This is a genomic window from Levilactobacillus humaensis, from assembly GCF_024345185.1.
Lineage (GTDB): Bacteria > Bacillota > Bacilli > Lactobacillales > Lactobacillaceae > Levilactobacillus > Levilactobacillus humaensis.
The window spans coordinates 1-24,415 of sequence record NZ_BROB01000008.1; the positions used below are offsets into that span (position 1 = coordinate 1).

Sequence of the window (24,415 nt, forward strand, 5' to 3'; positions counted from 1 at the left end):
AAGACGCTTGACCAAAAGACACTCAAGCCTGGTGATACGACGGCAACGGTATCGGACGGCAACGGTGTTGAAACGACCATTAATGCTGGGCAACCAGCAGGGACGCTGCCAACGTTTGACCATGAGACAACGAAGACGGATGGTGATACGACCACGACGACCGATGCCAACGGGAACGTCACTAAGGTCGTCAAGACGTGGCCTGATGATAGTCAAACGACGTACACGTATGATCCAACGACTAAGACTGCAACGGTAACGGATCAAAAAGACGGGAAGACGCTTGACCAAAAGACACTCAAGCCTGGTGATACGACGGCAACGGTATCGGACGGCAACGGTGTTGAAACGACTATTAATGCTGGGCAACCAGCAGGGACGCTGCCAACGTTTGACCATGAGACAACGAAGACGGATGGTGACACGACCACGACGACTGATGCCAACGGAAACGTCACTAAGGTCGTCAAGACGTGGCCAGATAAGAGCCAAACGACGTACAAGTATGATCCAGCTACGGGAGATTGGTCGGTAACGGATCAAAAAGACGGGAAGACACTTGATCAGAAGTCACTCAAGTCTGGTGATACGACGGCAACGGTATCCAACGGTGATGGTGTGGATACCATCGTTAATACTGTGCAACCAGCAGGGTCGCAGCCAACGTTTGAACATGACACGACGGTGACGGCAACTGATAAGTCCAACAATGTGATTACTGCCACGACGACAGATGACAAAAACAACGTCATCAAGGTCGTTAAGCAGTGGCCTGATGGCACCCAAACAACTTACACCTATGATCCCTCTACAAAAGAACGTTTTGTAAGTGAACAAAAAGATGGGAAACCAGTTGGCGACAAACAGCAGCTGATCTCTGATTCTGATAAGGCAACATTTGCTGATGATGACAATACGAACACTACCGTTCGCATTGACCCAACAACCAATGAACCAACATTTGATCATGAGGTGACGCAGACGGCGACTGATAAGTCTAATAACGTTACCGCCACGACCAAAGACGAGAACGGCAATGTTGTTAAAGTTGTCAAGACCTGGAACGATGGCAGTCAAACGGACTACACCTACGATCCAAGTACAGGAAATCGGAATGTAACGGAACAAAAGGACGGGAAGTTAGTCGACAAGCAGACAATCGACCCTGATTCCTCAGAGGCAACATTGGCAACTGGGGATGGTATCGAAACAATTGTTGATACCGGGCAATCAGGTGCAGAGCCAACGTTTAAGCATGAAACGACGAAGACAGAGACTGATAAGTCTACGGGTGATGTTACTGCCACGACGACCAACGCTGATGGCGTTATCGTCAAAGTTGCTAAGAAGTGGCGAGATGGTAGCGAGACAGCCTTTACCTATGATCCGACAACTGACCAGCGGATGGTGACGGAGCTAAGAAATGGGAAGACTGTTGAGCAGAAGCCAGTTGACCCCGATGCTCCGGAAGTGACCGTGTCAGATGGTGCTGGTGGTACCGCAACTGTCAAATTCAGTGATTCAGATCCAGTGCCGACGTTTACGCATACGCCAGCAGTCGTCACTGTGCCAACGAAGGACGCCGACAAGACTGTGAAGATTACCAAGAAATGGCCTGATGGTCTTCAGGTAGTTTATACGTATGATCCAGTAAGTGGTAAGCGGATCATTCGTGAGCTGAAAGATGGCAACCTCATTGAGCAGCGTACGATCAAATCTGGTGCCTTATCTGCAACTCTTCCTGATGGCAAGGGTGGTTCTACTACCATTAAGTTTGATAAGACTGGAACCGCACCAACGTTTACCCGTCAGCTTGCGGATAAAGTAAATGTCCACAAGGTAACGTCACGGAAGAAAGCGCAGAAGAAAGCGCAGAAGAAGGCCGGCACAACCAACGGCAAGAGCTTGGGTAATCAATCGGCCGCTGTGAAGCCACTGGCTCAGAGTGAAACGAATCTTCATGACGTTAATGAAGCACTTGCAGGTGACACTGTTGTCACTGGACGTGTGGATTCTCAACAACAGACAGAGTTGCCACAAACGGATGAAAAGAATGAAGGGTTCTTGGTAGCATTAGGTTTACTGTTATCCTCAACCTTGTTAGTGCCATTCCGGCGTAAGCGGCACTAACCGCAACAGATTTTGGAACACGGATTGATCAAAAGGCTCCTAGTTTCTTACCTCGAAACTAGGAGCCTTTTGTGTAGGATGATTATGGAAAATGGATTAGGTGATTACTTAGCGGGTGTTAAGTAGCTTGACCGCAAGTGCTTCAGTTGGGTGTTGGATAACCCCAGACCCTTGTGTAGGAAGTTATCCATGTTGCCGTACTTCGTGTTGATGGCCTTGTACATGGTGTTCAGGTAGGCCATCTTAACGCCGTTTTGGGCCTTGAAGTTGGCGATGACCGTTGGGGTCAGTTCCTTGCCTTGGGCCTTCCAGCCGGCTTCTTGACGCTTCAAGTTTTCTTTGTTGGTGTTGACCAGGTATGTATTGGACTTCAAGTAATCTTTTGCAATAGCCTTCTTGTTGAAGTTGAGGGCTGAGAGCACCAATACAGTTCCCATGCCGGCACGGTCCTTACCAGCTGAACAGTGCCATAGAACGGCTTTGTTCTTCGGGTTCTTCAGGAGTTGGTGGAACAGAGACTTGTAAGCCTTACGTCCTTGAGCCGTGGTGATGGCGTCGTGGTAAGACTTCTTCATCATCTTGTCGCCGGCGTTCTTCTTAGAGAAGTCGGGGAAGGCACCGAAGGATTTGAAGACGTTAGCCTTAACCAGCTTAACGCCCTTCATCTTCACATCAGGACTCTTTTCTTGTTCGATGACGGTCCGCAAGTCAACGTCGGTTGCGACGTGGTAAGTCTTGACCAATTTCTTTTGGTCGGACTTGGATAAAGTCGAGAGACTGTTGGAACGAATTAAGCGGTGAACCTTGATCTTCTGTCCCTTGCTGTTGATGTAGCCCCCTAAGTCACGGGCGTTTGAGGCGCCTTGGAGCTTAATGTGGGTTGATTGGGACTTCGCCGTCTTGGCCTTGGTCCGTTTCGTCGTTTGGGTCGTCTTGGTTTTAGCGGCGGCCGTGATCGACATCAGGGGTTGTTGCCAACCCAGCGTGGTGGTCAACAACAGGGCAGTCACTAAGGTACTCATTCGTTTTTTCATCTTGCTAACTCCTCCTCTTTCTTTGGTACAGCTTCCAGAATACGCGGCGGATGTAAAGACTACATGTTGATTGTGTAAAAGTGAGGGCACCGCTTAATTTAGCTATTATGATGTTCATAAAACAGTCCGGAATGTTGGTTGGGGAACTACTTTAACTGGTGCTTGAATTCGCTTTCACTGTCGGGTAAACTTGAGCCTAATAAGGCTATCTAGGAGGCTATTATGAATAAAATTGTCCCAAGTCTATGGTTTGCTGATAATAACTGTAATGAAGCGATTCATTACTATCTGAAGGTCTTTCCTAATTCGACAATCGACGAGATCACTTACTATCCTGAAGCCAAGCTAGACAAGCACTTTGAGGGGATGGCGGGTAAGATTCTCAATGCGTCATTCCATCTGAATGGGCAGAAGTTTCTGGCGCTCGACGGCGGGCCAGCCTTTCGAATTAATGAAGCCATTTCCTTCACGATTGAATGTGCCGATCAGTCCGAGATCGACTACTATTGGGAGAAACTATCACACGTCCCTGAAGCCGAACGGTGTGGCTGGGCCAAAGATAAATTCGGGATTTCTTGGCAGATTGTGCCAGCTAACATGGCGGAATTGACACAGACCCCCGCGCAGGTTCAGGCAATGATGCAGATGAAGAAGATTAATATTGCGGCGCTAGTGGCTGCTAAGTAAGTGGTTGACAGGTGTGTCAGATGAAAATGGAGGTCATGACAATGAAGCGTTCCCTAGTCATGTTGTACCCAGGTTTCTGTAACTTTGAGATCTCGGCGTTAACCGAAATTCTGGCTTTTCAAGAGGGCGACTGGTCACTGACGACCGTTGGTGCCGATCGTCAGTTGTATGAAGGGGAGGATCATCTGCAGGTTATGGCCCAAAAGGATTTCACCGAGGTGAACCCGTTGGACTACGATCTACTGATCCTGCCAGGCATCGACAACTACCATATTCCCCTAGAAGATCCACGTAACGCGGCCTTTCTGGCCCGGCTGAATGTGTCGACCAAACGGCCGATCATTGCGGCCATGTCGTCTTCGCCAGTTCTCTTGGCTAAGGCGGGGGTGTTGGATCACACGAAGTTCACTGGTGGCCTGTTTGAAGAGACCTATGAGCTGAACCCATTCATTCCTAAGGGGAATTTGGTTCGCGAACCGGTAGTTTCTGACAACGGGATCATCACTTCCAGTTTCCAATTCTTCCGGGAGTTTGCGATTACTGCGGCACGAGCTTGTGGCATCAAGGTCCCAGATGGTGCATTTGAACCAGCCCGAACAGACCGGCCTTATACGGCGGAAGAGCTGACGTATCATTTGCCGAAATGAATAGTGCTTAAAAGTCCTGACCAAATTTCTTGGCCAGGACTTTATTATTGCAAAGTATGACGGTCGCTGTACGATAGTGGGGGCTAGCTGAGAGGAGAGACGCTATGGATACATACACACCCGCCAAGGCTCGCAAGAATCTTTACAGGTTACTCAGGGATGTTAATCGTCAAAAAGGGCCGATTACGATTCAATCGGCGAATGAAGATAAAACCGAAGCGGTCGTACTTGTTAGCAAAAGTGATTGGGACTCTATTCAAGAGACAATCCACCTAGGAAATTTTGGCGTAATGGATAAGGTTCGTGAGCGAGAGGCTAAAGAGGATCATGGCTACGCGGATGCCGATCACATTGATTGGGATTCTCTATAATTTTTCCAGACATTCATCGGCTAGATGAAATGAATAAGACTGTTAAAATATATTCGGCATGGAGTCACTATGAATAGAGTCATTTAACTGATTGTTATATTTAGAGGACTGATCGCAAACACTGCGATTAGTCTTTTTTAGCTTCCAGCGAGTGTGGTCGGCCTTCCTGTTGCAGGACCCGCTGGACGGCTGGCCGTTCGCGCATGGTGGCATCGAAGGCCTTCAGCCAAGGAAAATCATCGAAGGAATAGTTCAGGCGTTGCATCCAATTGGTCATCACGAATAGGTAAGGGTCGGCAATGGAAAATTCCCAGCCGAGCAGGTAGGGACCGCGGTCCGCCAGCACTTTTTCAACATAGGCCAGCCGCGGCTTTACTCGTGTCCAGACCTGGTCTTTGGTTTCAGGCGTGTTGGGCAGCCAGTTGCCATAGCGTGCAGGGGAGATGAAATTCTTGTGGAGCTCGGTGGCAATGTAGTTGAGCCAGACCCGTTGTTCCCAGTATTCCGCCGTATTGTATGGTGGGAGGGGGGACGGCGTGGCCAACGTGCCAATGACTTCTAAGATAACGGCACACTCTGTCAGCAGGGGACGGTCATCGATCTGTAGAGCAGGCACGTAGGATTTGGGATTCAACTGATTGTAGTTGCCTTGCGACCAAGTCTTTTCGTCTAAATCCACCTTTTCCAGGTGGTACGGCAATCCGAGTTCCTCTAATAAGATATGAGGCGCCAGCGGACTCGCACCAGGGGCATAAAATAAAGTTATTTTCATGAGTGAACACACTCCTTTACTGTCGTAGGTCAAGTATAGCGGGGGTTCCCGGATTTTCCTAAACAAATCATCTTGGTTAGGACGATGACACGCCAAAATGAAAGTGGCTCGGTACTACCCAAAAATTAGAAATGACCTAAAGTCCTAAGACGTCGCGACATCATAATAAGTCAATGCATGCTATGGTGATGATAAAAACGGGGGCGTTCGGGATGACTGATAAAACAATTGAAATTCGTTTAAGTAAAAAGGAAAAGGTTGAGTTCGAACAGAATGCTAAAAATATTGGGTTGACGGCTGCGGCGGCCATTAAAGTTTTCATTACCAAGTTTAATTATGACCAGGGATTTGGCTATCCCGTAATTACAAAGAAAGTTTCTAAAGGGGTATCGCACTTGCCCATTGAAGTAGAGAAAGCCTTATTAATTGCTCGCGCTGAAGAACTGGGATTGTTAGAAGACAATAGTGAAATGGTAGACGACATTCAAGGTTTACGACTTCGGTGGCTCCATTGAGGTCAGACAAGCTGAAATAATAACTGAGAAGCACATTTAGTCTTCCTTGAACAGAAATTTTCAGGTAAACGACTTTTAAAAGGATAGGGCCACGATAGTCCAAGACGACTGTCGTGGCTTTTGCGTCTAACACACGCAGCTCGTATCACCGAGCACCACCCGAAGTCCTCGCTTCCGCACCTGACCCTAATTTATGAAAGGTTGCTTGTGGCAAGGCAAACTACTGCGAGAACCAGCTCGCTTCTGGTATACTGTGCACAAGTTGGTTGTCAATAATCGGTGAGTGGCGCGGACCCTCGATCATGAGGTTCCGGGCTGTAAAACCGGGGATTTGGTGGCCAACTGACGGGTTAGCTTCCGAGTCAGGTTGAGGGCAATTGAAGTCCTACGCGATTCTTCCATGCCGATTACATCGATTTCGATGGGGATGAAAGACGCACCAGACGGCGGTTAAAACCGGCTGAAATCCAACTTTTTCATAATTGGATCGTATCAATTTTCAAAAAGGTTGACTTTTTGAAAAATATTAGTATCATTAAGAACATAAATTGACCTCTAATAACTCGGGTTAATTCTAGTAGAAGTTTGTGACCAAGACGAAGGAGTGTAAAATTCATGACAGTAGATTACGATTCCAAGTCATACTTGGAAAAAGTTGACGCCTGGTGGCGTGCTACAACGTACCTCTCCGGTGGAATGATTTTTCTGAAGGACAACCCACTGTTCTCAGTTACCAATACACCTATCAAAAAAGAAGACGTTAAAGTTAAGCCTATCGGGCACTGGGGTACCATTTCAGGACAAACCTTCCTGTATGCCCACGCCAACCGTTTAATCAACAAGTACGGCTTGAACATGTTCTATATCGGTGGTCCCGGTCATGGTGGCCAAGTTATGGTTACGAACTCATACTTGGATGGCACCTACACGGATGCTTACCCTGAAATTACTCAGGACCTCGAAGGTATGGCTCGTCTTTACAAGCGGTTCTCATTCCCTGGTGGGATTGGTTCCCACATGACGGCCCAAACGCCAGGTTCCCTTCACGAAGGTGGAGAACTCGGTTACTCACTTTCCCACGCAACTGGTGCTGTCTTAGACAACCCAGACGAAATTGCCTTCACTGTTGTTGGTGATGGGGAAGTTGAAACTGGCCCTGCAATGACTGCATGGAACTCAATCAAGTTCTTGAACCCTAAGAACGATGGTGCCGTATTACCTATCTTGGACGTTAACGGATTCAAGATTTCTAACCCAACCATCTTCTCACGGATGAGCGATGACAAGATTGCCAAGTTCTTCGAAGGCTTGGGCTGGTCACCTCGTTTCCTCGAAAACGACGACATCCATGACTACATGACTTACCATGAAAAAGCTGCTGCTTTATTCGATAAGGCAATTGCTGATATCCAACAAATCCAAAAAGACGCCCGCGAAAACGGCAAGTACGAAGATGGGACTATCCCAGCTTGGCCAGTTGTTATCGCTCGCTTACCTAAGGGTTGGGGCGGTCCTACGCACAACCCAGCCGGCGAACCAATCGAAAACTCTTTCCGTGCTCACCAAGTTCCACTTGGCTTGAGCCAAAACAACTTCGATGAACTGCCAGAATTTGAAGACTGGATGAACTCATACAAGCCAGCCGAATTATTCAACACTGACGGTACTTTGAAGGCAGAAGTCGCTGACTTTGCCCCTAAGGGTGACAAGCGGATGGCTGCTAACCCAGTTGCTAATGGTGGTCGCGCTCGTGGCGAAAAGCCAGAAACGTTAGACTTACCTAACTGGAAAGACTACGCTAACGACATCAACGCTTCTAACCGTGGAACGAACTTGCCAGATGGCAACAAGAACATGGATATGAACGTTCTGTCAACCTTCTTCGCTGGTGTTGCCACGAAGAACCCTTCATCATTCCGGATCTTCGGACCTGATGAAACCATGTCTAACCGTCTTTGGGAAATGTTCAAGATTACGAACCGTCAATGGATGAGTAAGGTCGAAGAACCAAATGACCAATACGAAGCCCCAGAAGGCCGTATCTTGGATGCTCAATTATCAGAACACCAAGCTGAAGGCTGGCTTGAAGGTTACACCTTAACTGGTCGTACCGGTGTGTTCACGTCATACGAATCCTTCTTACGAGTTGTTGATTCAATGACCACGCAACACTTCAAGTGGATTCGTCAAGCCGCCGCAGAACCATGGCGGAATGACTACCCATCATTGAACTTAATCTCTACTTCAACTGTGTTCCAACAAGACCACAACGGTTACACCCACCAAGACCCTGGTATGTTGACCCACTTGGCTGAAAAGAAGTCTGACTTTATCCGTCAGTACCTTCCAGCCGATGGGAACACGTTATTGGCTGTCTTTGACCGGGCATTTACTGACCGTCAAAAGCTTAACCACATCGTGGCTTCTAAGCAACCTCGTCAACAATGGTTCTCAGTAGACGAAGCAGAAGAATTAGCTACTGAAGGTATCAAGGCAATCGACTGGGCTTCCACTGTTGCTGAAGGTGAAGATGCAGATATCGTCTTTGCTTCCGCTGGTGTTGAACCAACCATCGAAACCTTGGCTACTGTTGACTTGATCAACGAAGCCTTCCCAGCTGTTAAGATGCGTTACGTCAACGTTGTTGAATTACAACGTCTGCAAAAGAAGAACGGCCCTCTGAACGCAGAACGTGCCTTGTCTGATGACAAGTTCACTTCACTGTTCGGCGAATCCGGCACCCCAGTTGTCTTTGGGTTCCATGGGTACGAAGACTTAATCGAATCCGTATTCTACGAACGTCAACACTTAGGCTTACATGTTCACGGTTACCGTGAAGATGGGGATATCACGACTGCCTACGACATGCGTGTATACTCCGAATTAGACCGTTTCCACCAAGCCAAGGATGCTGTTAACACCTTGATCGCCAAGGGTGTTATTGACGAAGCTGCCGGTAAGGCCTTCGACAAGAAGATGGATGACATCTTAGCTAAGCATTTCAAGGTTACCCGTGACGAAGGTCGCGATATTGAAGAATTTACGAAGTGGCAATGGACGCCATTAAAGAAGTAATTCTCTTTAATTAAAATGTAATCACAAGAAGGCCCCGCTCAGAAATGAGTGGGGCCTTTTTTGTGAAAAATTCCAAAGCTTTGCACTTTGGCTCGTCTAAGTGGCCCTAAAGGCCATTTTTAATGAGGGACCAGTTCAGTTCGAATCGGTGCTGATAATCGGGAGTCTCCCAGGTGTCTTTGAAGGTGGGCAACGTGAAAACGGTCAGGGTTGACAGGATCGCTTCAGCACGCTCGTAGTGGGCGTCATGATAGCCCATGATTCGGTCAATATCGCGGTAGGCGTTGGTGAGAACCTGACGCAAGACCTGCGGGTGGTTGTCGACGTAGCGGGTGTTAAGGGCAAACATCTGGGGGTTGGACGTGGCTGCCTGCTTCTTGGCAGAGACGAAGGCCCACAGCCAGTCGTGAAGCTGGTCTTTTTGTGATTGGTTAGGGTCAATCTGGGTCTGACTGAGGATATCGCGGTTGAACCAGGCGGTCGCGACGGCGGCCCAGAGGTCTTGTTTATTCTTGAAGTGTTTATAGAGGGCAGCGTGGGTCATCCCCAATTGTTGGGCGATCTCGGATAGCGTCACTTCGGCGTTCCCGGTCTGCATGATAAGGCTTTCGGCGGTCATTAGAATTTTTTCGCGGGTCGTTTGGATCATAGGTGGGGTCCCTCCTTCGTTAGATTTAAGTCTAGTGTACCACATTAGGTTACTTTTTTTGACTTTTGTAACTTGAGGCGGTAGAATGAACTCAAAATATGATTACTGAAAAATCAAAGAGGATGGTGTCCCATGCAAGCAGCCCAATTACGTGCCTACAATAAAGGTTTTAAACTCGACCTACAAGATGTCCCAACACCAACAGTTGGTGCAAATGACGTTCTCGTCAAGGTTAAAGTCGCCGCCGTCAACCCGGTTGATGGCTTGATCGGAACTGGTAGTGTCAAATTGATTCAGGATTATGCCAAGCCAATCACGATGGGAAATGAATTCTCCGGGGTCGTTTCCGCCGTTGGGTCTGCTGTGACCGCCTTTACGGAAGGGCAGCGGGTTTACGCCCGGATGCCATTGGCCAAGATTGGGGCCTTTGCTGAATACATCGCCATTGATCAAGATGCCTTGGCTGTGATGCCAGATGATCTGGACTTCGAACATGGCGCGGCGGTTCCTCTGACGGGGCTCACTGCTTATCAGGGGCTTCACGACGTCTTAGACGCCCATGCTGGGGAATCCGTCATGATTCCCGGGGGATCGGGTTCATTTGGCCAGATGGCGATTCCATTGGCTAAGGCGATGGGATTAACCGTTGCCGTCAGCGGAAATGCCCGGGGCCGAGAAGCCGCTCTCGCTTTGGGGGCGGACCAGTACTTCGATTATCGGAAGGATAACTACTGGGAAACCTTAGGTAAAGTGGATTACGTGATCGATACTATCGGGCCTAAGGAACTGGAGCACGAGTTGGCTATTCTCAAGCCCGGTGGTCGGTTACTTTCACTGGTCATGGGGCCTAACCGGCAATTCGCGGTTGACCATCAGTTGTCTGCCTTCAAACGGTTGTTGTTCACCTTCGCTGGACTCCGGTTAGACCGCCAAGCCAAGAAGGTTGGGGCATCTTACCGCTTTATCTTCGTTCAAAGTTCTGGGGAACAACTTAAGGAAGTTTCCAAGGTCGTTGCCGACAAGCAACTGGCCCCAGCCATTGACCCCACTGAATTTACTTTAGCGGAGATTAACCAAGCTCTGGATTTGGTTTTACATGGGCACGCCAAAGGAAAGGTCTTGATCCGATTTGCGGATTAGCTCAAAGTCATGTTGTGCTTTGATATGAATCGTGTAAATGTTAGGTAAACGTTGATATAACAGCATTTGTAAGCCGTTTTATTTTCCTCCGTCCGTCCCATCTGTTAAAGTTGGACCAACGATTAAAAGACAGATTGCGGGAGGACGAGAAGCATGCAACGACACAAGCTAGTGGGAACAGTATTTATTGGATTAGGGATCGTGACGATGGTTGGTGGGTTCTTTTTATCTGATACGACCGCCTCGTTAACGGCCTTAGCAGGGTTCTGTCTGGTGGTCTTTAGCCAGAACCTGGGTGGCGTACAGCCCAAGTAAGGGGAAAAAACGGTCGCGTACTTCAAAATTTCGTATGGTTAACCTACTAACCCAATATTCCTATCAGAATATTCACACGTCACAACACTTACCCCATTCTGGTTATGGTTTTCTTCTTGCAGAGCGCTTATATTACTATATAAGTGCGCCTTATTGGCGGACAATCTGACTGAAATAATTGGATTATTCTAAAAGAAGAAGGGTTTTAGCAATGACATGGTCCCACTGGCAGGTTCCACCTTTCGTCACGGGCGTATTCTTTATTCTCGGCGTGTTGACGCTTTACTGGGTCACATACAACTGGCTAGTCTCCTGGGTCCATCAGCGACGCCTCAAGGTAGCCGATGACGTCGTGAACACCTGGTATGGTGTTATCTATATGCTAGTCTTTGTTTTCAGTATTCAGTCACTCGTGGCTGGCACCAGCACGTCCTGGCAATTCATGAATTTTCAGCTAATTGCCGTCGTGTTCTGTGCTTACTTCCTAAACATTCGTGTTCCCTATTACTATTTTATCCCGATTAGCTTAATTTACATGTTCTTTAATGGTTCACTTGGTTATTGGCAGTCCTGGGCCCACGCGGTCACCCTAATGACATTCTTCTGGGTTCTCAATGAGACGCGAATCAAGTGCCACACGAAGCGAGATTCGATTCTATTGTACTTGCTGGTCACTATCCCCTTTGGGGGGTTGCTGTGGTTCTGGATGAAGTTGAAGTTTAACTTCTCCTGGACGCTCTTTGCCCAAGAATGGCTTTACCTCCTGATTTTTGAGGTACTCCTGTATCTCTACGTCACGATGCTGGCGCATGATAGTGAGCTCAAGGTCCGGTTGGCGCGTTTTGCCAGCCACGATGCCTTAACTCAGACAGAGAACTTTGCGGCGTATACCGATGCCATGGATGAGTACTTCCACCGGAGCCGATCAGACAATCAGCCGTTGTCGATGATGATGTTTGATATCGATCACTTCAAGCAATTCAACGATACCTATGGCCATTCTGTTGGTGATCTGGTGTTGCGTGAGGTGGCGTCGACCGTGCAAACGGTGCTCGATGCCAATCCATTGCCAGCGACCTTCTACCGTACCGGGGGCGAGGAGTTTAACGTACTCTTTCCCGGGACCGAGGTCGGCGATGTGAAGCCGGTGGTCGACGAAATCTTCGAAGCCATCAATCATCTTGAGATCCAGTCCGGCGTGCACAAGTTTAACGTCACGATCTCAGTCGGCGTCTCGGCTGTCGTTAGAGATGACCAGTCACCAATGGACTTCTACAATCGCGTGGACCGCAACTTGTATCACTCCAAGCGACACGGACGGATGCAGATTACCGTGGCCTAGCAGAATAAACGAGATTAGACAGAAGGCGTCAATTCCAATGAACGGAATTGACGCCTTTTAATTAACCTAAACTAAGTTGACGAATGTGACGAACCATTGCCAGAAAAGAGGCGTGACCCTCTCCGGTTTCACCAACCGTAAACCCATGTAGGGAGTTCAGATAGCGGTGTATGGTGACGGTGACGTTAGCCGCGATGAGGTGTTGGCCAAAGCTTTCAGCTTCATCGGCTAAGGTATCGTGATCGGCGGTGTGAATGACCGTTGGTGGAAAGCCAACTAAGGCGTCGTGCTTCGCCAGAACCGGTGATACGTAAGGATTGCCGAGCGGCACATTGGCCCGATAGAAACGGTTAAAGCGCTTGGCAACTTCGGCGGGAATGACTGCCCCCTCAGGGTAGGATTTGTCGTCGGGATCGGTGTCCAAATCCAATGCCGGATAGTCGAGAATGGCTAGTGTGGCAACGGGTTGTTGCCGCGTCAAGGCCCGCATCTGGGTGCCAATCACCAGGTTACCACCAGCACTGTGGCCAATTAAAACCAGTCGCTGCTGGGGATCGACACAATAATCCTGGTAGTTGGCCTGGACGTGCTGCACGAATTGGTCACAGGCATCTAAGGCTGCCGGGAAGGGATGCTCTGGCGCTAACGGGTAGTCAAAGTCGAGGACAGTGTAGTCGGTGGCATTGCCGATGCGTTTGCAGAAAAAGGTATCGTTGTCGTTGTGGAGGTGGACGAAGCCACTCCCGTGAAAGTCAATAATAAGGCCCTTGGCGGGGACGTAATTGGGTTCGTGAATGACGACGGTCGATTCGTTCTGATGGCTATCCGTAAAGATTTCTTTCCGGATTCGTTCGGATTGCCAGTGCTCGGAACTGATCACCCGGGTCTTCTTGGCGTGGTCAGTCCGTTCCTGTTCAGCTTCGTTCATGTGATAACCTTCTTTGGAGGGAAAATGGGTACCCTCAGTTTTCTAGAATCGTGTTTACAGAGATTAGAATAGCACTGTTGGACCGGAAAACGGGATTTATTTAGCAAAATTGGCCAAACGAAAACCAGGATCACTCCCCTTACAGGAGCAATTCTGGTTTTTTAGGTGACTACTTAGCTTGGAGCTACGGTGAGTGTCCACGTGACGGTACTCTCGTAGCTACCAGCGCTAGCTAGTGGGCTGGCACCCATGTCGAGTTGACTGTTGCTGACATCCCAGTCTTGACCATCGTAGTCGCTGGAGGTGTAGATTGACGTGGCCTGGTCGTTGTCCGGAATCGTGATATCTAACCGGTTGTTCGGATCATAGAGGTCCAGGCTAGTGGATCCCAGTTGGCCACCATTGCTCCCAACAAAGCCAAATGGCTGTAGGGCGGCGGTAAGTGTCCAAGATCCGCCGGTATCGCGACTATCCATGACCGATAGGGAACCGTTGCTGTTACCATCATAGGCTTGGCCGTCAGCGATAGCATCGAGGTTGTCTAAGGTGAGTCCTTGACTCAGATCAAGCAGGTCCACATCGCCAAAGTTGAAGTCGGGCACGGCGGTTAAAGAGATCAAGCCACTCTTCTCGACATTCAGTTTCGCGGAGTTGGTGGTGATGGTTTTGGTGCTACCACTGACCGTGTAGTTGAGCACGGCGTAGTAGGACGTGCCATCATCCCCGGCCTGGGTCGGCTTATTAATCGTGTAGCTGGTATCGGTGGAATTCAGCGCGGTACTTTCGCCGTCCTGAACACGATACCAGTTGTTAACCGTAACCCCATCCGGTAAGTCTTTGAGACTAAATGTCGCTGCCTTGCCCTCAACTGTATTGACGTCTTGGAGGGCCCCAATGGTAATCTTAACGTCGTCGCTATGGCCGTTGGCTTTCCCGGTAATGGTGACGGTTCCGTGGTCATGCGCGGTGCCATCGGTCTTGCTGGAAACATCGGTTGCTGTGACGTCACCGTATTCATCGACCGTGGCGAGACTAGGATCACTACTGGTCCAGGTCACCTGATCGGTGGAGTTACTTGGCGTGAGGTCCGCATGAACCAAGGTCGTATCGCTGTTATTCAGGTAAGTCTTATCAGCTGTGACCTTGATGGCTGTCGCGGGTACCCGGCTGGGTTCGACTTCGACGGCTGCAATCCGTGACCACTCGTTGTAGAAGAGCCCAATTCCGGTGAAATCATACTCAGCTTGGAAGAGAAGTTCGGTTGGCTGCGTGACGTTAGGTGCGGTAAAGGTATAGGTTGTGCTATTTGACCCGACCGTACTGTACGTGTTGCCACCATCGGTTGATTCCCACCAAACGTACTTCCGACTCCCAAAGGGGTTGGTTGCGGCTTCCAAAATGTTCCGCGTTCCTTTTGCAGCCAGCGTGACAGTGTGTCCAGAAACTTGGTTAGAATCCAACGGTTCTTGCGTAAAGCCCCCGGCTAGGTTGATACCCATAATTGACACGGGAGATGACGTTGGTGTTTGTGGGGCGGAAGATGCCGCTTGGGCGGGAACCCAGAGACTTAAGGAACCGATGACAACCATCAGTCCCACTAGCCCCATTTTTAGTAATCGTTTCCAATTACGCATCGTTCACACCTCCCGAAGTTACGAACGTGAACGCCGTTTGCCTAACCAGTAAGCACCGAAGATGAGCAATGCTAACAGGAGGGCCAAAAGTAACCAGAACCACCAATCCACGCCACGTTCTGGTCGAACGATGGTGTTGTGTTCGCGAGCTTCCTTCTTAGTTAGTGAGAAGGAATGACTGAAATTCCAAACTCGCTTGCCACTGGTCAGGTGAAGATTGAGTGTGTACTGACCGGCCGCAAGGGGTTTGTTTCCCAATGGAACACCATAGTTAAACCAACTGTTGGGCGCCATGGACCCATTCTTCAGGTCCTGACGGGCAACCTGCTTTCCCGTCTTGGCGCTAGTGATTCGTGCCGTTCCCTGTAGATCTCCGAAGAGAGCGGGAGTCAAGTTACGAATCTTGGCTTGGACGACGGGATTCGTGTCTGAATTGGCGATTGTGACCTTGGCGAGCTTTAACATCGTGGTTAGGCGTTGATTCGGGTGACACCACAGTGCAACTGCGGTAACCAAAGCATAGCGGTTATGCAGGCGGAAGCTGGAGGAACCACCGTTCTTGATTGCGGCGGCACTCGCTTGCGGGTCCGTCACAAAGAGACCACCCAAGACCTCACCTTGAAATCCGCCGGTAGGAATGGTGGTTTTGAAGGTCACGGTCTTCCCCTGATGAGGGGCGAGCGTGACCGTCACGGCGCCTGAAGTCATCTTGGTAAAGGTCGTTTGTGCCGACGGGTCGGTTCGATTGGAAGGGACGTAGACGGCGTTGCCCGAGTCAGCAGTCGTGGCGTTGACGGGGATGACCTGCAACGTCTTTTGCGTATTCCCAGGATTAGTAACGGCCAATTTCAAATTTTGAGTCGTTCCAGGTAGCACCTTTAAATCAAAATATCCTGCTTTTGTGGTGAGTTGGTTCTTGGGTAGCAGTGGGGTCGCAAAGAAGTTCGTGGGTGGTGTCTGCGCGGCTTTACCCAACGCAGGGACACCCACGAAGATCCCAGCCACCACAGCTAAGACCAGGAGGCACCAGTTAAACCATTTTAATTTCATAGTCAGCCCCACCTTCATCGACAGCTAGGCGTTTATCCTATTGAGCTGGCGTGGTGGCTGGTGTTGGGGCATTCTGTAATGCCCAGTACAGCGTCGCGTTGTAAGTCCCAGCGGAAACGTCTGGTTGTTTTGTAATCGTTAATTTGCTAGAAGCCGCGGTGGTAGCACTGTTGCTACCTTCGCCAGAGTTTGCGGCAGCGGTCCATAGAGTCTTAGGGCTGCTGATCCAACCGTTAGTGACGTTGGATTGTGGCAGCGTCAAGCTCAATGGTGCGGCGGTGGCGGTGTTGTCCAACGTTCCCGCCGTTTCGTCGAGGGTCAGTTGCGCATTGGTGATGCTGTTGCTTCCTGACGTGAAGGGACTCATGCCGACGGTCAGAGACCAGCCGTCATGGTCACCACGGTAGTCGGAAACGTTCAACGCACCAGTGTTATTGCCATCATAGCCGGCTCCGCCAGTTGGGGTACCGGTTGAGATTGGCACGCTGGTATCGGCTGATGCAACGTCCTTGACGCCGACGCTACCGAAGACAATGTTAGGCACCTGATTCAAACTCAGGGGCCCAGGCGTAACGGTAAATTCGGCGTTGGACGTGGCCTCGGCACCTCCCGTGCTGTCTGCCACATAGCCACTGGAAATGGTCGTCAGGTTACTGGTAGAAGTCCCAGGACCTGCGGCGAGCGCAACCAAAGGGGTGAGGGCTAAGGCCAGCATTGTAATCGCAACACTACTCCCGACACCACTCACTAATTTCATGACACGCATGGTATTTACCTCCAATCTATACGAAAAAATAACTGCAGTGACAACTTCTTTAGGTCTGGATTCGGACCCTTTCTCTTGGCGGCAACCTTATCCTAGCAGGGGTCAGGCTAAGCAAGTATCAAAAGGGTATGCTTAAGAAATTGCGTATACTAACTGGTAAAAGTTGGATTGTTCAGTGGGTAATTGATGGGAGGTGTTCTAGGATTGGCCGCCTGCGGCTGCCAGGGATTCCGCCTGCTGTGGGGACGCTTCAGCCTGGGGACCAGGCTTCTCGCTCGATTTGAAGCCACGAAGACCACGTGTCTTCAAAGTCGCCCAGAATGTAAGGCCGAGATAAACCGCTCGGTCTAACATTCTCACCACGGCCGGCTCCATCCCTGGCCTCCTCCGGCTAAGACTGCTGGTGACCATCATATTAGTGGAAAGCGGTGTACATCAAGTTTTCCCGATGGACGTTATAGCATGGAATTATCTGTTCTTGTTAGCTCGGGTTTTGAGGCTAGTTCGAGCCTCTTGCATCGTTACTAGTCGTTGTTAATAGTGAAAAAAAGAAGCTCTGACAATTGTCGGGGCTTCCGGTGGGACGTTCTATTCTGCTAGGCGTTGCATGAGGGTGACGTCGTTGAGGACGTCCTGAAGAGAAATCTTGGCCATCTTGGCTTCGGCGGCCGCCTGGATTTCTTGATAATAGTGGGTGAGAACCGGTGGAACGGTCTGCCCCACGGGACAATTCTTTGAGGTATGGGAATCGACATTTAGGAGTGGCGCTTGGTTGGGAAGCGTGGCATAAATGTCGCGAAGGGTGATGGTCGCTGGGTCACGGGCCAGTGCCAGTTGGGTGGGACCGTGAGTTGGGGCCAACAAGCCGTGGTGCTTCAGGTTAGCCATGATTTTCCGAATGAGGCTCGGGGATGTCTCGAGACTGCTGGCAATCTCTTGGCTGGTCATCTTCTTCCCTTCAAAGTAGGCGACGTAGACCAAGACATGAATGGTATCGCTGAACTGGGTGTTCGCCATGAGCGACCTCCTTTTTTTAGTGAGTTAAATCGTGTCAAGTAACTAGCGGACACGTTGGATGTGCGCTAATTATTCATTTCTGTATCATATTCTATAACAGCTTTGGCCAAATGTCAGGTAAAAAGATGATTTATTTTTATTTCTTTGGATTAATCTTTAAATGACTAATATTTTCTAAATAGTGTTCGTGGGCGACTATCAAGACCTAAATGCTGAGGATAGGGCATTTACCAGTAGATTTTCAAAAAGATCACCAAAGCAAATACAAAAGAATTGACTTTCAATCAGAAATGCCTTATTCTCTAAAGTGTACTTAAAAATAATACAAAAATATAAAAACAATCAGGGGGTATGCATTATGGCAGCAATTACGATTTTTGGTAAAGGTAACATGGGTTCAGCAATCGGTGACGTTTTCAAACAAGGTGGCAATCAGGTCGCTTTCATCGACTCCAAGGATCCTGTTGAGAACTTAGGTGACATCGTGGTCTTGGCCGTTCCTTACAACGCTGCATTGAGCATTGCGAAGGCTAACAAAGATGCCTTAGCTGGTAAGGTCGTTGTCGACATTTCCAACCCTCTGAATTTTGAAACTTGGGACAGCTTAGAAGTTCCTGCTGATAGTTCAGCCGCAGCTCAAGTTGCTGCTTTGTTACCAGACTCTAAGGTCATCAAGGCCTTCAACACGACCTTCGCCGGCACCTTAATGAGTCGCAAGGTTAGCGACAAGGAACAAACGACGGTGATGGCTGCCGGGGATGACGACGCTGCTAAGCAACAATTGGCAGACGCTTTGACCGACAGTGGCGTGGCCTTCATCAACGCTGGTTCACTGAAGCGGGCTCGCGAACTCGAAAGCTTTGGTTTCTTACAAATGACTTTGGCAGCCAGCGAACAAATTGGCTGGACCGGTGGTTTCGCCGTTTTAAAGTAGCCGTGGACTTGACTAGGGCAACACGACTGAGAACTGAATAGATAGTAACGGAAGTGTGAGGCCTTGTGGCCCCACACTTTTTTTGCGCCAAATTGGTGGGTTAGCGGATGAACTAAAGTCACGTATCTTTAAATTGTATGCTAGGGGGACTTACTAATCGGCCATATGAATAACCCCTCGAGTATAAAGGTGCTAACTTTGAGGTGTTCGGCAAGGTCAGTGAGTAGTCGAAAGGGGAGGTTTGAAAAATGAGAGGTAATTTAAAGAGAATTGGGTTGTTGATTGCCTCTGGACTAGCCGCATTTGCTTTCTTAGGGGGAGCAACAGCTCAGGCCAAGGCTAAAGAGATTAAGGCTAGTGGCGTTTCGGCTGCCGATGCCAAAATTGTCCATTATCCGGATAAGACGGTGTATTCACACACGGCGGAATTACCGCTGGACGAAGGCTACCGAGTAGAATACAAGTGGTCAGTCAGCAATGATATTCGGATTAATAGTGGCGACTATATGTACTTTTATTTTCCAGCTAATGTTCGGATAACTCGCACGCGCTCGTTTGCAATGGGGTCGAATATTGGGATCGGCACAGTAGGAGAAATCTTTGTCACCAAAAACTCGCTCACCGGACGAGTTGTCTTCAACAACTACTTTTCTTCTCAAGGCATTAGTAAAAAAGGGTTTATCAACGTTGAAGCCTATGGCGCGCACGATGAGCAAGAGGAAACGCAGCCTCCTGTTACTGAACCTGGACCAGAAGAACCTGGGACCGAGGAGCCATATCCGGAGGAACCTGGGGTTGAGGAACCTTATCCTGAAGAACCTGGGACTGAAGAACCTGGAACTGAGGAGCCTGGAACTGAAGAACCCGGAACTGAAGAACCTGGGGTTGAAGAACCCGGAGTCGAGGAACCTGGAGTTGAGGAACCTGGAGTTGAGGAACCCGGAACTGAAGAACCTGGAACTGAAGAGCCCGGAACTGAGGAACCTGGAGTTGAAGAACCCGGCGAAGAACCTTATCCAGAAGTTCCTGGCGTCGAGGAACCACACCCAGAATATCCTGGCGAAGAACCTTATCCTGAAGCACCCGGTGTCGAAGAACCTGGGCACCCCGAAGTTCCTGGGGTTGAGGAGCCCGGGACTCAAATTCCGGAAACGCCACAGCATCCTAGTGTCACGACACCTAGCCACCCAAGTGTTACCACACCGGTTCACAACGGTGGGCAATCGGCGACACCGGCAACTAGTTCTGCGACGAGTCAATCTGGGAACGCTAGCACAACGCGTCCAAACCTCATGACGAAGTCTGCGACCACCTTGCCACAGACGGGTGAACGCCACACGGCTACTGAGTTCCGTCTGGTCGGATTAGCTTTATTTGCCGCCAGCTTGGTTGCGGGTATTGTAGGGCTACGTGTTCGCAAACACTAATTTTCTTGGTTTTAACTGCTAGAGCTTGATCAAAAGACACCGCATCAATCTCACTTACGAGACTGATGCGGTGTCTTTGTTTGCGCATTTTAAGATTCTAGGGTCCTAGTCGATCTTGATTAAAGCCTTGATTGCCTTACGGTCAGTCATAGCTTGGTAACCGTCGTCGATATCATCGAGGCTAAAGGATTGGGTGAAGACCTTGCCAGGGTGAATGTCGCCATCCAAGACAGCCTTCAACAGAACTTGCTTGTCGTAGGTTGTCACAGAAGCGGGACCACCGGCGATGATCGTGTTGCTGTAGAAGGAGTTGGTCATGTCCATCTTAGGTTCGTGAGGGAGACCGACCCGGCCAACAATGGCACCGGGACGAGCAACCTTCATCGCCGTGTCGTTAGACTGTTCCGTCCCAACACATTCGAGGACGGCGTCGGCACCGGCGTTGTTGGTCATAGCCATCACCTTGGCAACAGCGTCATCGCCACGTTCAGCCACGATATCCGTTGCACCAAATTCGATAGCCAGCTTTTGCCGGTCTTCGTGACGACTCATGGCAATGATCCGCTTGGCACCACGCATCTGGGCGGCAATAACCCCACACAGACCAACGGCACCGTCACCGACAACGACCACCGTGTCACCCGTCTTAACGTTGGCAACACGAGCGGCGTGGTAACCAGTTGCCATGACATCGGCCAAGGCTAACAGGGAATCCAGCATGCCCTCGGAGTAATCGGCTGGTTGGCCTGGGATCTTGATGAGGGCCCACTCGCCGTGTTGGTAGCGAATGTATTCGGCTTGAATACCGACACTAAAGTTATCGGTGTGGTTCTGGCAATCGCCATCAAAGCCGGCACGACAAGCGGCACAGTGGCCACAACCGTGGGTAAATGGAGCGATGACGAAGTCGCCGGGAACCACCGTGGTGATGGCAGAGCCAACTTCTTCGACAATCCCGATGGCTTCGTGCCCGGTATTTTCGGAGTGCTTAGCCTTATCTTCTAGTCCACGGTAGGCCCACAGATCGGAGCCACAGACACAGGTCCGAACGACGTGAATGATAACATCATCGTCGGCTTGGAGCGTTGGTTTGTCGACGTTTTCAATGGCGACTTTACCTGGTTCCATAAAGACAGTAGATTTCATAGATAAAATTCCTCCTTAAGTGTTTCCAGTCTAAATATTAAGGTTTTTCGTGCACCAAGTAAAGCATGTTCACCCCACACTATGGCGTCTATTCGGCTGGCCAGTGGGCCTTCAATGTTGTCAGAATAGGCCGCACGCGGGATGCATTAACCCGGAGATAGGCCGCGTAGATCGGCTGTTGGGCGCTGGTATCCGAGATTGGGCGGAGGACCCGGTTGTCATCGTCGCTAGCGGGAACCGGGAGTTGGCCATCAGTGCCACCTAGGTTCGAGGTGAAGTAAGGGAAGTCAGAATATTTGGTGATTTCGGTCAACGCGGCTCGTTGTTCTTGATAGAAGAATTTGGCGTGGGGAATTCTATCTTGAATGATGTCGCGCCATATGCCAATATCACTGGCGACCACGAAGCTCAGTCCGGCCAAATCGTCGAAACTGACCGTGGGTTGGTTGGCCTGAATCATGAAACGATTGAGGGCGACGGCTAGTTTCTCGACGCCAATAAGTTGGGTCGTGATCGCTGGATTCTTGAGGGGACTCGTGGTGAAGACGAGGTCGTAATCGTTATTTAAGATGAGTTCGGGGGCGGCGGTCGGCAGGAGGTTGTGTTCCAAAGTGACGGTGGTCGGCAATTTCTCAGTGAGGGTGTTTAAGAAGATTAAGGGCCCCGGAATTGTGGCGGCCAGTCGCAGCGACCGTTGACTCTGATCAAAGTGGCGGATGCGCTCGACGGCCGCGTGGTTGGCGGTAATTAACTGTTGGGCTTCCTTGGCGGCCAGCTCACCCGTGGCCGTCAGTGTGATCCGGTTGGGTTGGCGGATGAAGAGCTGGACGCCGAGATCATCTTCCAGTTTCTGCATCCCCCGGGTCACCGTGGGTTGGGTCACATTCAGTTTAGCGGCGGTCTCCGCTAGGGTGCCAGTGGCCGCAAAGGTTGCTAATTCTTCTAATAAGTAGTTATCTAGCATGTGTTCAGCTCCTAGTATACGTTACTCGTATACTAGCATGCTTAACTGGTAATTTTCAACCGGTTGGCTTGGGCCTATAGTAAGACTATCAGATAAACGGAAGGGATTGTTTACAATGACTGTACCAATGATTACCTTGAAAAATGGCGTGAAGATGCCTCAGCTCGGTTTTGGGGTGTTCCAGGTCCCTGATTTGAAAGACTGTGAGGAGGCTGTCACCAATGCCTTAGAAGTTGGCTATCGGCTGATTGACACGGCCACTGCCTACCAAAACGAAGAGGCCGTGGGCCGGGCCATTAAGAAGAGTGGCATTGACCGGAAAGCGTTATTCATTACCTCTAAGTTGTGGGTGTCTGAGTTCACTTATGAACGGGCCAAGGCCGGTATCGACGCTTCATTGGAACGCTTGGGTCTGGATTACTTGGATCTCTACCTGTTGCACCAACCCTATGGGGATACCATGGGGGCTTGGCGCGCTTTGGAAGAAGCCTACCACGCCGGTAAGATTCGGGCGATCGGCGTGTCAAACTTCTATGCCGACCAATTGAAGAATTTGGAGTTAACCATGGATGTGCAACCCGTCATTAATCAGATCGAAGTGAACCCATGGTATCAACAGCCCACTGAAGTGACCTTTAACCAAGGCGAAGATGTTCGCGTTGAAGCTTGGGCCCCATTTGCCGAGGGAAAGCATGACATCTTTACCAATGACACCATTGCTAAAATTGCCCAAGCACATGGCAAGGCAACGGGGCAGGTTATCTTACGGTGGTTGCTTCAACGCGGGATTACCGTGATTCCCAAGTCCGTCCATCGTGAACGGATGATTGAGAATATGGATGTGTTTGACTTTGAATTGACACCAGCTGAAATGAAACTGATGACGAGTCTGGACCGCAACGAGAGCCAGTTCTTCGACCATCGTGATCCTGTCACGATCGAACAGATTTTTGGCTCTAGCCTGGCCCAATTAAAGAAAGGAAGCAACGACTAATGACAACACCAACGATTAAATTAAATGATGGCAACAAAATTCCCGCAATCGGCTTTGGGACCTTTCAAATCCCCGCTGATGGGTCGACCTACAAGGCCGTCACTGAGGCCTTAAAGGCCGGTTACCGGCACATTGATACAGCCGTGGCCTACTTTAATGAAAGTGAAGTTGGCCAAGCCATCGCCGACAGTGATGTGGCCCGCGAAGATATCTGGGTAACCAGCAAGCTCTGGCTCCAAGACTTCGGCTATGAACCAGCCAAGAAAGCTATCGATGTTTCCCTAAAGAAATTGGGGATGAACTATCTGGATCTTTACCTGATTCACCAGCCTTATGGCGATGTTCCGGGTGCTTGGCGAGCCATGGAAGAAGGCCAAAAGGCTGGCAAGATTCGGTCCATCGGGGTTTCTAACATGACGCCGAAGATCTGGCAGAAGTTCGTTCCCAGCTTCACCACGATGCCGGCCGTCAATCAGGTAGAATGGAACCCATATACCCAGCAGAAGGCCTTACGCGGGTTGTTAGACCCCGCTGACGTCAAGGTAGAAGCCTGGGCACCCCTGGGTCAAGGTAATCAATCCCTGTTAACCGATCCGGTGATCACGGCATTGGCCAAGAAGTATGGCAAGGATGTCGGTCAGGTTATCCTTCGCTTTGAAAATCAGCTGGGGATCATTGTCTTTCCGAAGTCGGTTCACGCGGCGCGGATTAAGAGTAACTTGGATATTTTTGACTTCACGTTGACTGATGACGAAATGGCCAGTCTGGTGGCGTTGGATAAGGGGCATGGCATGCACGATCCTGATGCCCCTGGCGTTCAGGAGATGTTGTTGAAGGCTTTTGACGTTCACGCCAACGATTAAGTTATGTGGGAGTGT

23 protein-coding genes are annotated in these 24,415 nt (G+C 49.9%); 13 read left to right on the forward strand and 10 right to left on the reverse strand.

Translation table 11 applies throughout. The annotated features are described in order from the left end of the window. Positions 1 to 2,130 (forward strand): LPXTG cell wall anchor domain-containing protein (locus OCU14_RS03565; protein ID WP_261809819.1); only part of this gene is annotated, 2,130 nt, incomplete at its 5' end. Between the two features lie 104 nt (positions 2,131 to 2,234). Here the strand turns inward: OCU14_RS03565 and OCU14_RS03570 are convergent. Then, a complete protein-coding gene (locus OCU14_RS03570; protein WP_261809820.1) occupies positions 2,235 to 3,164 on the reverse strand; it encodes a tyrosine-protein phosphatase in 930 nt (309 codons plus the stop codon). A 222-nt stretch (positions 3,165 to 3,386) separates the two neighbouring features. On the opposite strand from OCU14_RS03570, the gene OCU14_RS03575 reads away from it, so the two are divergent. The 3 genes from OCU14_RS03575 to OCU14_RS03585 all read left to right on the forward strand — a co-directional run bounded on the left by OCU14_RS03575 (position 3,387) and on the right by OCU14_RS03585 (position 4,869). Continuing rightward, on the forward strand, positions 3,387 to 3,851 hold the full coding sequence (locus OCU14_RS03575; protein ID WP_261809821.1) for a VOC family protein: 465 nt from the start codon (positions 3,387 to 3,389) through the stop codon (positions 3,849 to 3,851). Between the two features lie 41 nt (positions 3,852 to 3,892). Next, positions 3,893 to 4,498 carry a DJ-1/PfpI family protein gene (locus OCU14_RS03580; protein ID WP_261809822.1) on the forward strand — a complete coding sequence of 202 codons (606 nt, stop codon included), beginning with the start codon at positions 3,893 to 3,895 and terminating at the stop codon, positions 4,496 to 4,498. Positions 4,499 to 4,602: 104 nt separating this feature from the next. Next, positions 4,603 to 4,869 (forward strand): type II toxin-antitoxin system Phd/YefM family antitoxin, encoded by a 267-nt coding sequence (locus OCU14_RS03585; protein WP_261809823.1) that lies wholly within the window; start codon positions 4,603 to 4,605, stop codon positions 4,867 to 4,869. Positions 4,870 to 4,996: 127 nt separating this feature from the next. On the opposite strand, the gene OCU14_RS03590 is transcribed toward OCU14_RS03585, so the two are convergent. Beyond that, the gene (locus tag OCU14_RS03590; RefSeq protein ID WP_261809824.1) at positions 4,997 to 5,641 is read right to left on the reverse strand and encodes a glutathione binding-like protein; all 645 of its coding nucleotides are present in this window, start codon (positions 5,639 to 5,641) and stop codon (positions 4,997 to 4,999) included. A gap of 212 nt (positions 5,642 to 5,853) precedes the next feature. Here OCU14_RS03590 and OCU14_RS03595 point away from each other — a divergent pair, with 212 nt between their 5' ends. Together OCU14_RS03595 and OCU14_RS03600 are read left to right on the forward strand one after the other, a co-directional pair. Continuing rightward, the gene (locus OCU14_RS03595; RefSeq protein WP_261809825.1) at positions 5,854 to 6,156 is read left to right on the forward strand and encodes a hypothetical protein; all 303 of its coding nucleotides are present in this window, start codon (positions 5,854 to 5,856) and stop codon (positions 6,154 to 6,156) included. Positions 6,157 to 6,771: 615 nt separating this feature from the next. Next, complete coding sequence (locus OCU14_RS03600) at positions 6,772 to 9,231, forward strand: phosphoketolase family protein (RefSeq protein ID WP_261809826.1); 2,460 nt, start codon at positions 6,772 to 6,774, stop codon at positions 9,229 to 9,231. 106 nt (positions 9,232 to 9,337) lie between these two features. Here OCU14_RS03600 and OCU14_RS03605 read toward each other — a convergent pair whose 3' ends face one another. Beyond that, positions 9,338 to 9,880 carry a TetR/AcrR family transcriptional regulator gene (locus tag OCU14_RS03605; RefSeq protein ID WP_261809827.1) on the reverse strand — a complete coding sequence of 181 codons (543 nt, stop codon included), beginning with the start codon at positions 9,878 to 9,880 and terminating at the stop codon, positions 9,338 to 9,340. Positions 9,881 to 10,012: 132 nt separating this feature from the next. On the opposite strand from OCU14_RS03605, the gene OCU14_RS03610 reads away from it, so the two are divergent. From OCU14_RS03610 to OCU14_RS03620, 3 genes are all read left to right on the forward strand, one after another. Further along, entirely contained in the window at positions 10,013 to 11,020 is a 1,008-nt protein-coding gene (locus tag OCU14_RS03610; protein WP_261809828.1) for an NADP-dependent oxidoreductase, read from the forward strand. Between the two features lie 153 nt (positions 11,021 to 11,173). Then, positions 11,174 to 11,335, forward strand: coding sequence for a hypothetical protein (locus tag OCU14_RS03615; RefSeq protein ID WP_261809829.1), 162 nt, complete (start codon positions 11,174 to 11,176; stop codon positions 11,333 to 11,335). Positions 11,336 to 11,546: 211 nt separating this feature from the next. Further along, on the forward strand, positions 11,547 to 12,677 hold the full coding sequence (locus OCU14_RS03620) for a GGDEF domain-containing protein (RefSeq protein WP_261809830.1): 1,131 nt from the start codon (positions 11,547 to 11,549) through the stop codon (positions 12,675 to 12,677). 61 nt (positions 12,678 to 12,738) lie between these two features. Here the strand turns inward: OCU14_RS03620 and OCU14_RS03625 are convergent, their stop codons facing one another. The 5 genes from OCU14_RS03625 to OCU14_RS03645 all read right to left on the reverse strand — a co-directional run bounded on the left by OCU14_RS03625 (position 12,739) and on the right by OCU14_RS03645 (position 18,072). Further along, positions 12,739 to 13,605, reverse strand: coding sequence for an alpha/beta hydrolase (locus OCU14_RS03625; protein ID WP_261809831.1), 867 nt, complete (start codon positions 13,603 to 13,605; stop codon positions 12,739 to 12,741). A 173-nt stretch (positions 13,606 to 13,778) separates the two neighbouring features. Continuing rightward, positions 13,779 to 15,239 (reverse strand): Ig-like domain-containing protein, encoded by a 1,461-nt coding sequence (locus OCU14_RS03630; protein WP_261809832.1) that lies wholly within the window; start codon positions 15,237 to 15,239, stop codon positions 13,779 to 13,781. Between the two features lie 18 nt (positions 15,240 to 15,257). Beyond that, positions 15,258 to 16,289 carry a WxLIP family cell surface protein gene (locus OCU14_RS03635; RefSeq protein ID WP_261809833.1) on the reverse strand — a complete coding sequence of 344 codons (1,032 nt, stop codon included), beginning with the start codon at positions 16,287 to 16,289 and terminating at the stop codon, positions 15,258 to 15,260. A 37-nt stretch (positions 16,290 to 16,326) separates the two neighbouring features. Further along, the gene (locus tag OCU14_RS03640) at positions 16,327 to 17,055 is read right to left on the reverse strand and encodes a WxL domain-containing protein (RefSeq protein WP_261809834.1); all 729 of its coding nucleotides are present in this window, start codon (positions 17,053 to 17,055) and stop codon (positions 16,327 to 16,329) included. A gap of 588 nt (positions 17,056 to 17,643) precedes the next feature. Then, the gene (locus OCU14_RS03645) at positions 17,644 to 18,072 is read right to left on the reverse strand and encodes an Rrf2 family transcriptional regulator (protein ID WP_261809835.1); all 429 of its coding nucleotides are present in this window, start codon (positions 18,070 to 18,072) and stop codon (positions 17,644 to 17,646) included. Positions 18,073 to 18,430: 358 nt separating this feature from the next. Here OCU14_RS03645 and OCU14_RS03650 point away from each other — a divergent pair, with 358 nt between their 5' ends. Both OCU14_RS03650 and OCU14_RS03655 read left to right on the forward strand, forming a co-directional pair. Then, positions 18,431 to 19,006, forward strand: a complete 576-nt coding sequence (locus tag OCU14_RS03650) for an NADPH-dependent F420 reductase (RefSeq protein ID WP_261809836.1) — start codon at positions 18,431 to 18,433, stop codon at positions 19,004 to 19,006. A 248-nt stretch (positions 19,007 to 19,254) separates the two neighbouring features. Next, the gene (locus OCU14_RS03655) at positions 19,255 to 20,433 is read left to right on the forward strand and encodes an Ig-like domain-containing protein (RefSeq protein WP_261809837.1); all 1,179 of its coding nucleotides are present in this window, start codon (positions 19,255 to 19,257) and stop codon (positions 20,431 to 20,433) included. Positions 20,434 to 20,538: 105 nt separating this feature from the next. On the opposite strand, the gene OCU14_RS03660 is transcribed toward OCU14_RS03655, so the two are convergent. After that, positions 20,539 to 21,579, reverse strand: a complete 1,041-nt coding sequence (locus OCU14_RS03660; protein WP_261809838.1) for a zinc-binding dehydrogenase — start codon at positions 21,577 to 21,579, stop codon at positions 20,539 to 20,541. A gap of 88 nt (positions 21,580 to 21,667) precedes the next feature. After that, the gene (locus OCU14_RS03665) at positions 21,668 to 22,543 is read right to left on the reverse strand and encodes a LysR family transcriptional regulator (protein ID WP_261809839.1); all 876 of its coding nucleotides are present in this window, start codon (positions 22,541 to 22,543) and stop codon (positions 21,668 to 21,670) included. 115 nt (positions 22,544 to 22,658) lie between these two features. Between OCU14_RS03665 and OCU14_RS03670 the strand changes: the two genes are divergently transcribed. Both OCU14_RS03670 and OCU14_RS03675 read left to right on the forward strand, forming a co-directional pair. Continuing rightward, positions 22,659 to 23,537 carry an aldo/keto reductase gene (locus OCU14_RS03670; protein WP_261809840.1) on the forward strand — a complete coding sequence of 293 codons (879 nt, stop codon included), beginning with the start codon at positions 22,659 to 22,661 and terminating at the stop codon, positions 23,535 to 23,537. Continuing rightward, entirely contained in the window at positions 23,537 to 24,400 is an 864-nt protein-coding gene (locus tag OCU14_RS03675; protein ID WP_261809841.1) for an aldo/keto reductase, read from the forward strand. Before OCU14_RS03670 ends, OCU14_RS03675 begins: the two co-directional genes overlap by 1 nt. Positions 24,401 to 24,415 lie beyond the last annotated feature (15 nt).

Excerpts from the sequence above, each read along its gene's own strand:
- OCU14_RS03595 (WP_261809825.1), top strand. The coding sequence starts at position 5,854 with ATGACTGATAAAACAATTGAAATTCGTTTAAGTAAAAAGGAAAAGGTT.
- OCU14_RS03625 (WP_261809831.1), bottom strand. The coding sequence starts at position 13,605 with ATGAACGAAGCTGAACAGGAACGGACTGACCACGCCAAGAAGACCCGG.
- OCU14_RS03610 (WP_261809828.1), top strand. The coding sequence starts at position 10,013 with ATGCAAGCAGCCCAATTACGTGCCTACAATAAAGGTTTTAAACTCGAC.
- OCU14_RS03650 (WP_261809836.1), top strand. The coding sequence starts at position 18,431 with ATGGCAGCAATTACGATTTTTGGTAAAGGTAACATGGGTTCAGCAATC.
- OCU14_RS03655 (WP_261809837.1), top strand. The coding sequence starts at position 19,255 with ATGAGAGGTAATTTAAAGAGAATTGGGTTGTTGATTGCCTCTGGACTA.
- OCU14_RS03600 (WP_261809826.1), top strand. The coding sequence starts at position 6,772 with ATGACAGTAGATTACGATTCCAAGTCATACTTGGAAAAAGTTGACGCC.
- OCU14_RS03665 (WP_261809839.1), bottom strand. The coding sequence starts at position 22,543 with ATGCTAGATAACTACTTATTAGAAGAATTAGCAACCTTTGCGGCCACT.
- OCU14_RS03660 (WP_261809838.1), bottom strand. The coding sequence starts at position 21,579 with ATGAAATCTACTGTCTTTATGGAACCAGGTAAAGTCGCCATTGAAAAC.
- OCU14_RS03580 (WP_261809822.1), top strand. The coding sequence starts at position 3,893 with ATGAAGCGTTCCCTAGTCATGTTGTACCCAGGTTTCTGTAACTTTGAG.
- OCU14_RS03645 (WP_261809835.1), bottom strand. The coding sequence starts at position 18,072 with ATGGCGAACACCCAGTTCAGCGATACCATTCATGTCTTGGTCTACGTC.
- OCU14_RS03615 (WP_261809829.1), top strand. The coding sequence starts at position 11,174 with ATGCAACGACACAAGCTAGTGGGAACAGTATTTATTGGATTAGGGATC.
- OCU14_RS03635 (WP_261809833.1), bottom strand. The coding sequence starts at position 16,289 with ATGAAATTAAAATGGTTTAACTGGTGCCTCCTGGTCTTAGCTGTGGTG.
- OCU14_RS03590 (WP_261809824.1), bottom strand. The coding sequence starts at position 5,641 with ATGAAAATAACTTTATTTTATGCCCCTGGTGCGAGTCCGCTGGCGCCT.
- OCU14_RS03675 (WP_261809841.1), top strand. The coding sequence starts at position 23,537 with ATGACAACACCAACGATTAAATTAAATGATGGCAACAAAATTCCCGCA.
- OCU14_RS03570 (WP_261809820.1), bottom strand. The coding sequence starts at position 3,164 with ATGAAAAAACGAATGAGTACCTTAGTGACTGCCCTGTTGTTGACCACC.
- OCU14_RS03640 (WP_261809834.1), bottom strand. The coding sequence starts at position 17,055 with ATGCGTGTCATGAAATTAGTGAGTGGTGTCGGGAGTAGTGTTGCGATT.
- OCU14_RS03630 (WP_261809832.1), bottom strand. The coding sequence starts at position 15,239 with ATGCGTAATTGGAAACGATTACTAAAAATGGGGCTAGTGGGACTGATG.
- OCU14_RS03605 (WP_261809827.1), bottom strand. The coding sequence starts at position 9,880 with ATGATCCAAACGACCCGCGAAAAAATTCTAATGACCGCCGAAAGCCTT.
- OCU14_RS03620 (WP_261809830.1), top strand. The coding sequence starts at position 11,547 with ATGACATGGTCCCACTGGCAGGTTCCACCTTTCGTCACGGGCGTATTC.
- OCU14_RS03670 (WP_261809840.1), top strand. The coding sequence starts at position 22,659 with ATGACTGTACCAATGATTACCTTGAAAAATGGCGTGAAGATGCCTCAG.
- OCU14_RS03585 (WP_261809823.1), top strand. The coding sequence starts at position 4,603 with ATGGATACATACACACCCGCCAAGGCTCGCAAGAATCTTTACAGGTTA.
- OCU14_RS03575 (WP_261809821.1), top strand. The coding sequence starts at position 3,387 with ATGAATAAAATTGTCCCAAGTCTATGGTTTGCTGATAATAACTGTAAT.